We start from the raw sequence: 10,226 nt of genomic DNA on the forward strand, positions 1-10,226 counted from the left end.
TCAATGAAGGGGGCGGACCTGCCGCGCGGCCAGCTATCGGCCGCGCGCTTTCCGCGAACCCACGCCATCACGAGAAAGCGAATCACATGGCCGTACTGAAAATCGATAACGTATCCAAGACCTTCGGCGAGACGCGTGTCCTCGAGGACATCAACATCGCCATGGCCGAGGGCGAATTCCTGATCCTGGTGGGCCCGTCCGGCTGCGGCAAATCCACGCTGCTGAACATGATCGCGGGGCTCGAGACGATCAGCTCCGGCACGATCACACTGGACGACACGCCGGTTAACGACCGCAGCCCGCGCGAACGCGACATCGCCATGGTGTTCCAGTTCTATGCGCTGTACCCGAACATGAACGTGCGCAAGAACATCGAGTTCGGGCTCAAGATGCGCGGCGTGGACAAGGGCGAGCGTGCCAAGACCGTCGAGCGCGTGGCCAAGATGCTCCAGATCGAGAACCTGCTCGACCGCAAGCCAGCGCAACTGTCCGGCGGCCAGCGTCAGCGTGTGGCCATCGGCCGAGCGCTGGCCCGCGATCCGGCGCTGTTCCTGTTCGACGAGCCGCTATCCAACCTCGACGCCAAGCTGCGCGTGGAAATGCGTACCGAGATCAAGCAGCTCCACCAGCGCCTCAAGACCGCGATGGTTTACGTCACCCACGACCAGATCGAGGCCATGACGCTCGGCGACCGCATCGCGGTAATGAACGAAGGCCGGGTACAGCAACTCGGCACCCCGCACGAGATCTACGACAACCCCGCCAATCGCTATGTCGCGGGTTTCATCGGCTCGCCGGCCATGAACTTCATCGAGTGCGAATTCGCCAATGGCAGCGTTCGCCTGTCTTCGCCCGAAGCCAGTCTCGACCTCGCCTTACCCGAAGCCACCGCGGACAAACTGGCCAAGCACGGCCAGTCGAAGGTTGTGATGGGCGTACGCCCGGAACATCTGGCACCGGCCGATGGCGACGAGGCCAACGCGCTGGCCTGCCCGATCGAGATCGTCGAGCCGACCGGGCCGGATACCTACCTGCTGACCCACATCAACGATATCGAAGTCACCGCCCGATGCACGCCGTCGGTCGCACCGGACGTGGGCACCACGATGCCACTGACGTTCGATACCGAGCGCGCGGTGTTCTTCGACTGTCAAAGCGACGAACGAATCGCGTAACAACGCGCGCCGTATCGATCGAACATGAAAAAGCCGGGCACGATGCCCGGCTTTTTCTCATCGGGGGCCGACAATGCGCTCGCAGCGGGCGCTCTGTCCGGCCGTGCAGGCCGCGGCTTCAGCGTCCGAGGCGAGCGGCGCGCTCCGCCGCGGCGCGAATCGGCGACTCGCCTTCCGGCAGGTCCCCTTTCGGCGGATTGGCCAGCCAGCTGCCGCCCACACATGGAATGCTCGACAGCTTGAGGTAATCCGACGCGCTCTGCTCCGTGATCCCGCCGGTCGGGCAGAATTTCACGTCGGGGAACACCGCCGCATAGGCCTTGATCGCTGTCGGCCCGCCGATGACCGAAGCCGGAAACAGCTTGACCTGCTGCCACCCCTGGCGGACGAGATAAGCCACTTCGCTGACCGTCTGTGCACCGGGCAGGTAAGGCAGATCGGCTTCGCGGCACACCGCGCCGACTTCGTCGGCGATACCCGGCGACACCATGAATTGCGCACCGACGTCTAGCGCTTCACGCGCCTGGGCTTCGGTCCAAACCGTGCCAATACCCATGCACAGTTCGGGCACCTCGGCCCGAATCGCCCGTGCCGCCTCCATGGCAACCTGCGTCCGGCGTGTGATCTCGATCGTCTTGATGCCGCCGGCATACAGATCGCGCGCCATGGCAACGGCGTCGTCGACCGAATGGATGGTGACCACCGGGATCACCGGCGACATCTTCATGATGGCGAGTGTATCGGCCATGCTTACCTCGTGGGCATGTTGGTGTGTCGTACGAGCGCCGCGTTGGCGTCCGCAAATCGTGTACGGCAAGGCGCGAGTCGCCGGGCGCCCGTGGTTGATTGTTCATGGGCGGCCCCGCCCGAAGGGCCGGGCGCGGTTTGGCGGCAAAACAGCGCCCGGCGCGGACTCGGACGAGACATCAACACGCCCCCTAACCGTTAAGTATCGGGCCCGCACCTTCCTCGGCCGGGGCGGCATTGTGGCGGAACAGCGCGAACAGTTCGCGCCCGAAACCGTATTCCGTGGGCGGCGGATCGGCGAACGCGACGTTCTCGCGCGCCTCCAACTCCGCTTGGTCGACCTGGACCGACAATTCGCCGGTATCGCTGTCGACGACGATGATGTCGCCGTCGCGGATCTTGCCGAGCATACCGCCGAGCTTGGCCTCAGGCGAGACCTGGATTGCCGCCGGCACCTTGCCGGACGCGCCCGACATACGACCGTCAGTGACAAGCGCGACCTGATAGCCGCGCTGTAGTAGAACCGACAGACTCGGCGTGAGCTTGTGCAGTTCCGGCATGCCGTTGGCGCGCGGTCCCTGATACGGCACGACCACCACGACATCCTTGTTCAGCTCGTTGGCCTTGAATGCATCGAGCACGGCCTGCTGCGTGGAAAAGACCTGGGCCGGCGCCTCGATGCGACGATATTTCTTGTCCACCGCCGAGGTCTTGATGATAGCCCGGCCAAGGTTGCCCTGCAGCACGTTGATACCGCCGGTCGGCGCGAATGGGTTGTCGACCGTACGCATGACGTCTTCGTCGTGGCTAGCGGCCGGGCCCTCACGCCAAGCGAGCTCACCGTTTTCGAGAAACGGCTCCTTGGTGTAGTGATGCAAGCCGTAGCCCTCGACTGTCATGACGTCGTCGTGCAGCAGACCGGCATCCAGCAGCGTGCGAATCATCAGCTGGATCCCGCCGGCCGCGCGCATGTGATTCACGTCGGCCACGCCGTTGGGGTAGACCCGTGCGAGCAGCGGGACGGCCGCGGACAGCTCGGCAAAATCGTCCCAGTTAATCTGAATGCCGGCGGCCCGCGCCACGGCGACATAGTGCATGGTGTGGTTGGTCGATCCACCCGACGACAACAGCCCTACCAGGCCGTTGACCACGGATTTCTCGTCGACGATATCGCACATGCGACGAGCCCGTTCGTCGTCGGCAACCGACGTCATTTCCACCGCGCGGCGCGCCGCCGCTTCCGTCAGCGCATGGCGCAGCGGCGTGCCCGGGTTGACGAACGACGTCCCCGCTAGATGCAGCCCCATGAATTCCATCATCAACTGGTTGGAATTCGCGGTGCCATAGAACGTGCAGGTCCCCGGCGAGTGGTAGGCCATCGATTCGGCCTTGAGCAGCTCGTCGCGGCCGATCTCGCCCTGCGCGAAGCGTTCGCGCACCTTCGCCTTGACCGGGTTCGACATCCCCGAGGTCATCGGGCCGGCGGGGGCGAAGATCACCGGTAGATGACCGAACGCGAGACTGCCGATCAACAGCCCCGGCACGATCTTGTCGCACACGCCAAGACAGATGGCGGCATCGAACATGTTGTGCGTGAGCGCCACCCCGGTCGCCAGCGCAATGACGTCGCGCGAGAACAGCGACAGCTCCATGCCGGGCTGGCCCTGGGTCACGCCGTCGCACATGGCCGGGGTGCCACCGGCGAACTGGGCAACGCCACCCGCGGCCCAGGCCGCTTTCTTGATGATGTCGGGATATTCCACGAACGGCTGATGGGCCGACAACATTTCGTTGTAGGCCGATACGATGCCGACGTTCGGCCGTACGTCCGAGGCGAGCGCGTCCTTGTCAGGCTGGCCGCAAGCCGCGAAGCCGTGGGCCAGGTTCGAACACGACATGGTGCCCCGGTGCGGCCCATGCCGCCCGGCTTCGTTCATGCGCGCCAGATAATCGGCACGCGAATCGCGACTGCGCTCGATAATGCGCTGCGTCACATCGTGGATAACGGGATTGAGTGCCATGACAGCCTCCGTTCACTGACGCCCGGCCGACGACGGCCAGGCGTTTATATTCATTCGGCCCAGTGGGCCTGTGCCACCGGGCGCTCGAGATGCAGGACCCCGCGAACCGGCAACTCGGCCACTGGTCCGACGGCTTGCGCGCGTTCGAAGACACGCCGCTTTTCCGTTCCGAAAATCAGAATATCGATACTGCGCGCGTCCGTCAGATACGCCAGGGTTAACGAGAGTCGCGCAGGCGGACCGACTGTCGGCGCCACGCAAGGGCCCCGTTCGTCGAGACAGTCCTGGATATCCGGCGCATGGGGGAACAACGAGGCGGTATGGCCGTCATCGCCCATGCCAAGCAGCACGACATCCAGCGGACGCGGGACGTCGACCAGCGCCTTGGCGACCGATTCCACGGCTTCGGCCGGCTTGTCGGTCTCACGGTACAGGCCAACGAAACGCGCCCGGGCGGCCGGCCCCACGAGCAAGGTCTCGCGCACGAGACGCTCGTTGCTCTGGGGATCATCGACCGGCACCCAGCGCTCATCTGACGGCACCACGGTGACCCGCGACCAATCCAGCTCCTGTCCGGCCAGATATTCGAACAGCTCTTTCGGCGAGCTCCCGCCGCTGACCACAAGACTGGCTTCGCCACGCTCGGCAATAGCCCCGCGCAGTCGCTCGGCAATCGATGCCGCGAGCTGGCGCGCAGCCTCGCTACGGCTGGAATATTCGATCAATTCAGCCATGGGAACGGTCCCTTATCCTGGATTAAGTCGATGGCGGCGCCTCGCTGCTGGTTAGCGTAGGCGCCGGCCTTGGCAATCAGTTGTCGTGCCACCGCCGCCCGTCACGATCGAGCAGGACGAACGCGTCGGTCGGGCCCCAGCTGCCGGCCATGTATTCCTGTGCCTCGACCTGCTCGAGCCGCCAGCTTTCCAGGATACGATCGATCCACTGCCAGCCCGCTTCCACTTCGTCGCGACGCATGAACAACGCCGGGTTGCCACGCAGCACTTCCATCAACAAACGCTCGTAGGCGTCCGGATAGGCGACTTCGAACGCCTGGCTGAAACTCAGATTAAGCGGCAGGCTCCGCATCCGGAAGCCGCCCGGGCCCGGCTCCTTGGTCATGATCGACATCTCCACGCCCTCTTCCGGCTGCAAACGCAGCACCAGACGGTTGGGCTGTAGAGGTTCTTCGCCAAAGATGGAGTGCGGTACAGGCTTGAATTCCACCACGATCTGCGACGACTTACGCGCCATGCGCTTGCCGGTACGCAGATAGAACGGCACGCCCTGCCAGCGCCAGTTGTCGATCTCCGCCTTGATCGCCACGAAAGTCTCGGCCTCGGCATCCTCGGCCGGGGCCTGCTCCTTCTTGTTGGCGGCGCCGTAGGCCGGCACGGCCTTGCCATCGATCATCCCGGCGGCGTACTGGCCACGGGCCGTCACCTTGTGTACTTCTTGCGGGGTGATGGGCTTGAGCGAGCGCAACACCTTGATTTTTTCGTTGCGCACGTCGTCGTGATTCATGCTGGCCGGCGGCTCCATGGCCGCGAGACACAGCAGCTGCAGCATATGGTTCTGCACCATGTCGCGCAGCGCACCGGTCGCTTCGTAGAAATCGAAGCGTTCGTCCACGCCCAGGCTTTCAGCCACCGTAATCTGCACGTTGTCGACCGCCTGACGGCCCCAGACCGGCTCGAACAACGAATTGCCGAAACGCAGCGCGATCAGATTCTGGACGGTTTCCTTGCCCAGATAATGATCGATGCGATAGATCTGCGATTCGGCGAATCGCGCACCGACCGCGTCGTTGATCTCGCGCGCGGACTCGTAGTCATGGCCGACCGGCTTTTCCAGCACAATGCGTGCCCGGTCGTCCACCAGTCCGGCATCAGCCACGCCGTTGGCGATCTTGCCGAAAAGACTCGGCGCCGTTGCGAGATAGAAGGCCCGGATACGACCATTGTCATCAAAACGTTCGGAGAAAGCCTTCCAGCCGGCTTCGTCATCGACATCCAACTGGATATGCGCCAGTCGCGACTGGAACCGGGAAAAAACCTCGTTATCGAGTTCCTTGTCCGGGAGATGCTCCTCGAGCACTTCGCGCACCCACTGCGCATATTGCTCGTCGCTCATGTCCTGGCGAGACACGGCGACGATACGGCTATCGTCCGAGAACTGCCCGTCCTGGTCACGGTGATACAGCGCCGGCAGCAGCTTACGCCGCGCCAGATCGCCCGTACCGCCGAAAATGACCAGGTCGAACGGATCCACGGGTACGAATTCGGCGGCCATCGTCTCTCTCTTGTCGCGTTACCAATTCGACTCGCGAGTATACCCGCTTCGCCCGGCTCTGTGGTCGGGCATACCGGTCTCGCGCCGTCGATACACAATAAAAAGCCCGGCCATCCTTGCGGATGGCCGGGCGATTTCCGATCGCGCTACTAGAAGCTGTAGTAGAAGCGGATACGGTTGTCGTAGAAGTTCGGCGCGCCGTCGAACTTCGTGATGCCGAGGTTGTCCCCGATCTTCAGACCGGCGAGCTGCTTGTAGATACCGCCGAGGTCATAGGTGATACCGATACCGATGCCTTCACTCTTCTGATTACGGACTTCGTTGCCAGTGAAGCTGGCGTCGGTGATCTGGTTGTTGCTACCACCGCTGAAGTAGAAGTCATGATAATGACCGTACTTGGCGCGGTACTGCACATAACGCGCATACATGGCCAGGTTGTCGGTCGGGGTGAAGTCGATGCGCGCACCGGCCGCCCAGCCCGGACCCATTTCCAGAATACCGTCGTTCATGGTGTCGGTGTAGATCACGCCCGACAGATCGGTATACGGATGCAACATCTGGCCATGATTGAACGAGCCGTTATGCACCGGCGAGAAGTTGCCGAAGATGGAGAAGCCCACTTCGCCGCTCTGCACGCCCAGCTTCAGACCGTAGATCTGGCTGTTGATACCATCCGGAATACGGTTCTTGTCCGCATTATAGGCGGCAACCACCTGGGCACGCGCATACGGCGCCCAAGCCATAGCCCCGGAGCCGATCGTCGGCGCCATGTAGCCAATTTCGCCGTAGTCGGCCGATTCGGTCTGCTGGAACCGGTAATGGTAGTACTGCCCCACCACCTGGCTGCCGTTGGACAGCACATCGCGATAGGACGTACCCAGAGACCAGAACCCATTGACATTGCTTAAGTAACGGTTGGCGTCCACGAACCGGTCGGCGGTACCACGCGCCTCACGCTTCGTGATCTTGGCGCCGAAGACCTGCCATTCCGGCTGGGTCATGGCGGAAGCGCCCGGACCGAAGAACGGGAGATACTGATCGGTCTCGAAGTTCGCGTTCAGATCGGGACTGGGTTTGTTGACCTGCGCACCATTGCCGCCAGTCTGCGCGGAGCCACCGCCCGAATACGACATGCGGTCCATCGTATCCAGCGGACGCCAAACCGCACTGACGCCCTGGAAAGCACGCGGCAGGAACGTGAACTGGTCGGCACCGGCCAGCGGCGTGTTGATCAGCTGACGACCGCCACGAAGCTGGAAGCCATACGCATTGAACTGCAGGTAAAACTGGGTCAGGTTCGCAACCGTATGACCGCTCGGAGCACAGCCTTCGCCGGCCAGGTTACAGTTCAGTTTCGTACGAGCGGCATTATTGCCGTAGAGGCCGCGCTCGTACACGAACGCGGCACCGGACGAAAAGCCGTAGATACGGCCGGTGGTAATACCGATCTGCGCACCGAAGTTGGTGTTCTCGGTGTTGTAGTTGTCGCCGCTCTTGGCCTGGGAACTTGTCTGACCTGGATACGGTTGGTTGAGGTCGTGCCAGCGGCGGAAGTCGTAGAAGCCGACTCGGCCGTGTACTTCCGAACCTTCGACAACCTGCTTCTGGAACATTTCCGGAAAGCTCAGGGTCGACATATCGTCGCTGGAATTGCTGGTCTGTGCCTGGGCGGCGCCCGCACAAACCATCGCGGTTGTCCCGAGCAGCAATGTCGTATAACGACATACGCGGCCATTGAGCGCTGAACGCCCTTGTATTCTTAGCTTGCCCACAGTGATCTCCTGATTGGCTAGTTTTACTATATTCGCGGAGTAGCTCCACGCCCCTTCGATAACCGCCGGCTCAACGGACTCTTCCTCTAAGCCGCACTCTCCGGCCGGTTGGTCGCTCACATCATGTTCTAAGCCGTCATACCGGAATCGACTCGCGCGCCCGACATCGCGGCGCGAACGAGAGTCCCAGCCCCGCCCGCGCCTTGGTGTCGTCGACCCGGCTCGCAGACCGAATGTCGCTCGGATACATCAATATCCTGATTGCCCCTTGAGTTCGCGTTGCCTTCGGCCCGGTGAATATCGTCTTCATTCGACCCGGCACGGCAGCGATCCAGGCCCCTGAACCCTGTCGCAACAAGTCCCCGTTAAGCGAATCATAACGATCCGTGGACTCGTTACCCATACGCGAAAAGTCGAACATAGCCCGACATCCGACTTTTCGGTTCCGAAAGAGGCTGCCCGTCGGCGCCCACCCGCGGTTCGCCCCGCGCGGCACGATCGGCGATACAAGCCGTTCAAGCCGCACGAGAATGCACCGCAAGCAAAGAACGCGCAGCCGGCTCATCAACGATCAGACGGTCGATCACGCCGCTGTTCAACACGGCCTGGATTGCCGGCCCCTTGTCGGCGCCGCCCGTGACGGCAACGATTTCGCGCTCGGCGAGCTCGGCCAGCGACAAACCGATCGTGCGTTCATTCATCGCCATGTGGATCGGCTTGCCATTGCAGTCCAGGAAGTGGCCGACCAGTTCGCCCACCGCGCCGGCGTCGATCAACTCGCTCAGCTGTCGTTTTCCGAGCAATCCGCGTTCTTCCATGAACATCGGCTGGTCCAATGCCATGGCACCGATACCCACGATCCCGAGGTCGATCTCTCTTGCGCGTGCCAGAACATCGGCCACGCTGCGCTGCGCCATCAGGACATTGCGATCCTCGATGCTATCGGCGATGAACGGAACGGGCAGAAAGAAACCCTGCCCGCCGGTCTTTTCGGCAAGCCGGTAGACCACGTCGAACGGATTGATCGCGGACTGCTGGGTCAGACTGCCCATAAGCGACACGATCGCCAGTTCGGGGTGTGCTTCCCGCGGCAACTGGCGTGTCATTTCGGCCAGAGAACGCCCCCAGGAGACGCCCAGCGAGGACACTTCGCCACTGGCGATCCGACCGTGCACGTAACGCGCAGCGGCGCAACCGAGCGCCACGACATTTCCATGGCGATCGTTCGGGTCCTCCACATCGGGTACGACGAGGCATTGGCTCAGGCCGAAACACTCGGCGATTCGATCTTCGTACGACACCAGCCGCTGCGGTGAACGATCGATATAGACGTGTACGTACCCGGCCTGGTGCGCCTCCCCGATCAGGCGATGAACCTTGGCACGAGATAGCGACAGGCGCTCGGCGATCTCAGCCTGGGTGTACCCCCCGATGTAAGACAGCCACGCGACGTAGATCGCGAGATCGTCGGTTTGCCGGTCAGCAGCCATGAACCCTGTCGTGAAATAATTTTCAACAATTGAGAAAAATTATTTCAGCAAGGACAACGCTGTCATTGCGACCATGGTTGTAGCGTCGCGCGCCATGAGAATGTATCGCGATAACAATCGATTGAGACGGCGCGCCAAAGACTGACGGCTACAGCGTGCAGCAACGCGTCTTCGCGCGGTACGGAATGCGCGATTTGATCTGCATCGACGCCGTACGCCGAGCAATAAAAAAGGGATCAGGCTTAGCCTGATCCCTTGATTGTGGTGGAGCCGGGCGGAATCGAACCGCCGACCTTCGCATTGCGAACGCGTAATTTTAAATCGTAACTTACTAATATTGTTGCTTTTTATAAAATTTCCGAATAGTCACTTTTGGTTATTTTTGCGCATTACTATCGGTTTTTCCGTCTCAATTTCGTCCCAAAAAATCATCTCATATACAGGCGCAAACTCAGGACCTCGGACAATTCACAATCAGAATTGAGTGCAGCCGCCTTAATAGGTGTCTACCCTCAACTTATGCTCTCGCGCCTTATCAATGCCCCACTCCAGTTGTGGCGCCATCCGAACGGAAAGCCGCTGTATGCGGTTGGCCTCGCCTTAGCGGCTCTCTACGCGGGCTGGATATTCAGCTTCGAGATCCTGCTGATCGTCGGCTTCCTTTGGTGGACGTTGTTCGGCGATCACTGACTTCGCTATGCTCGGATCAGTCGAATGGTTTGGGGGACTTCG

8 protein-coding genes are annotated in these 10,226 nt (G+C 61.7%); 2 read left to right on the forward strand and 6 right to left on the reverse strand.

Annotated features, from left to right (window positions below):
• The first annotated feature begins 86 nt into the window (after positions 1 to 86).
• Positions 87 to 1,175 (forward strand): ABC transporter ATP-binding protein, encoded by a 1,089-nt coding sequence (locus tag C41B8_RS05290; RefSeq protein ID WP_037335118.1) that lies wholly within the window; start codon positions 87 to 89, stop codon positions 1,173 to 1,175.
• A 118-nt stretch (positions 1,176 to 1,293) separates the two neighbouring features.
• Here C41B8_RS05290 and C41B8_RS05295 read toward each other — a convergent pair whose 3' ends face one another.
• The 6 genes from C41B8_RS05295 to C41B8_RS05325 form a co-directional block, all read right to left on the reverse strand.
• A complete protein-coding gene (locus tag C41B8_RS05295; protein WP_037335120.1) occupies positions 1,294 to 1,923 on the reverse strand; it encodes a bifunctional 4-hydroxy-2-oxoglutarate aldolase/2-dehydro-3-deoxy-phosphogluconate aldolase in 630 nt (209 codons plus the stop codon).
• Between the two features lie 190 nt (positions 1,924 to 2,113).
• Entirely contained in the window at positions 2,114 to 3,943 is a 1,830-nt protein-coding gene (edd, locus tag C41B8_RS05300) for a phosphogluconate dehydratase (RefSeq protein ID WP_037335123.1), read from the reverse strand.
• A gap of 50 nt (positions 3,944 to 3,993) precedes the next feature.
• Positions 3,994 to 4,677: a 6-phosphogluconolactonase gene (gene pgl / locus C41B8_RS05305; RefSeq protein ID WP_037335125.1), complete on the reverse strand. Its 684-nt coding sequence runs from the start codon at positions 4,675 to 4,677 to the stop codon at positions 3,994 to 3,996.
• Positions 4,678 to 4,753: 76 nt separating this feature from the next.
• Positions 4,754 to 6,232, reverse strand: coding sequence for a glucose-6-phosphate dehydrogenase (gene zwf / locus C41B8_RS05310; protein WP_037335127.1), 1,479 nt, complete (start codon positions 6,230 to 6,232; stop codon positions 4,754 to 4,756).
• 149 nt (positions 6,233 to 6,381) lie between these two features.
• The gene (locus C41B8_RS05315; RefSeq protein ID WP_156962413.1) at positions 6,382 to 8,124 is read right to left on the reverse strand and encodes a hypothetical protein; all 1,743 of its coding nucleotides are present in this window, start codon (positions 8,122 to 8,124) and stop codon (positions 6,382 to 6,384) included.
• Positions 8,125 to 8,519: 395 nt separating this feature from the next.
• Entirely contained in the window at positions 8,520 to 9,494 is a 975-nt protein-coding gene (locus tag C41B8_RS05325; RefSeq protein ID WP_037335135.1) for a sugar-binding transcriptional regulator, read from the reverse strand.
• A gap of 519 nt (positions 9,495 to 10,013) precedes the next feature.
• Here C41B8_RS05325 and C41B8_RS20365 point away from each other — a divergent pair.
• Positions 10,014 to 10,184 carry a hypothetical protein gene (locus tag C41B8_RS20365; RefSeq protein ID WP_156962414.1) on the forward strand — a complete coding sequence of 57 codons (171 nt, stop codon included), beginning with the start codon at positions 10,014 to 10,016 and terminating at the stop codon, positions 10,182 to 10,184.
• Positions 10,185 to 10,226 lie beyond the last annotated feature (42 nt).

It is taken from the genome of Salinisphaera hydrothermalis C41B8, from assembly GCF_000732535.1.
GTDB lineage: Bacteria > Pseudomonadota > Gammaproteobacteria > Nevskiales > Salinisphaeraceae > Salinisphaera > Salinisphaera hydrothermalis.

Bases quoted from the DNA above. Each gene is read 5' to 3' on its own strand.
- C41B8_RS05290 (WP_037335118.1), top strand. From the start codon at position 87: ATGGCCGTACTGAAAATCGATAACGTATCCAAGACCTTCGGCGAGACG.
- C41B8_RS05295 (WP_037335120.1), bottom strand. From the start codon at position 1,923: ATGGCCGATACACTCGCCATCATGAAGATGTCGCCGGTGATCCCGGTG.
- edd (WP_037335123.1), bottom strand. From the start codon at position 3,943: ATGGCACTCAATCCCGTTATCCACGATGTGACGCAGCGCATTATCGAG.
- pgl (WP_037335125.1), bottom strand. From the start codon at position 4,677: ATGGCTGAATTGATCGAATATTCCAGCCGTAGCGAGGCTGCGCGCCAG.
- zwf (WP_037335127.1), bottom strand. From the start codon at position 6,232: ATGGCCGCCGAATTCGTACCCGTGGATCCGTTCGACCTGGTCATTTTC.
- C41B8_RS05325 (WP_037335135.1), bottom strand. From the start codon at position 9,494: ATGGCTGCTGACCGGCAAACCGACGATCTCGCGATCTACGTCGCGTGG.
- C41B8_RS20365 (WP_156962414.1), top strand. From the start codon at position 10,014: ATGCTCTCGCGCCTTATCAATGCCCCACTCCAGTTGTGGCGCCATCCG.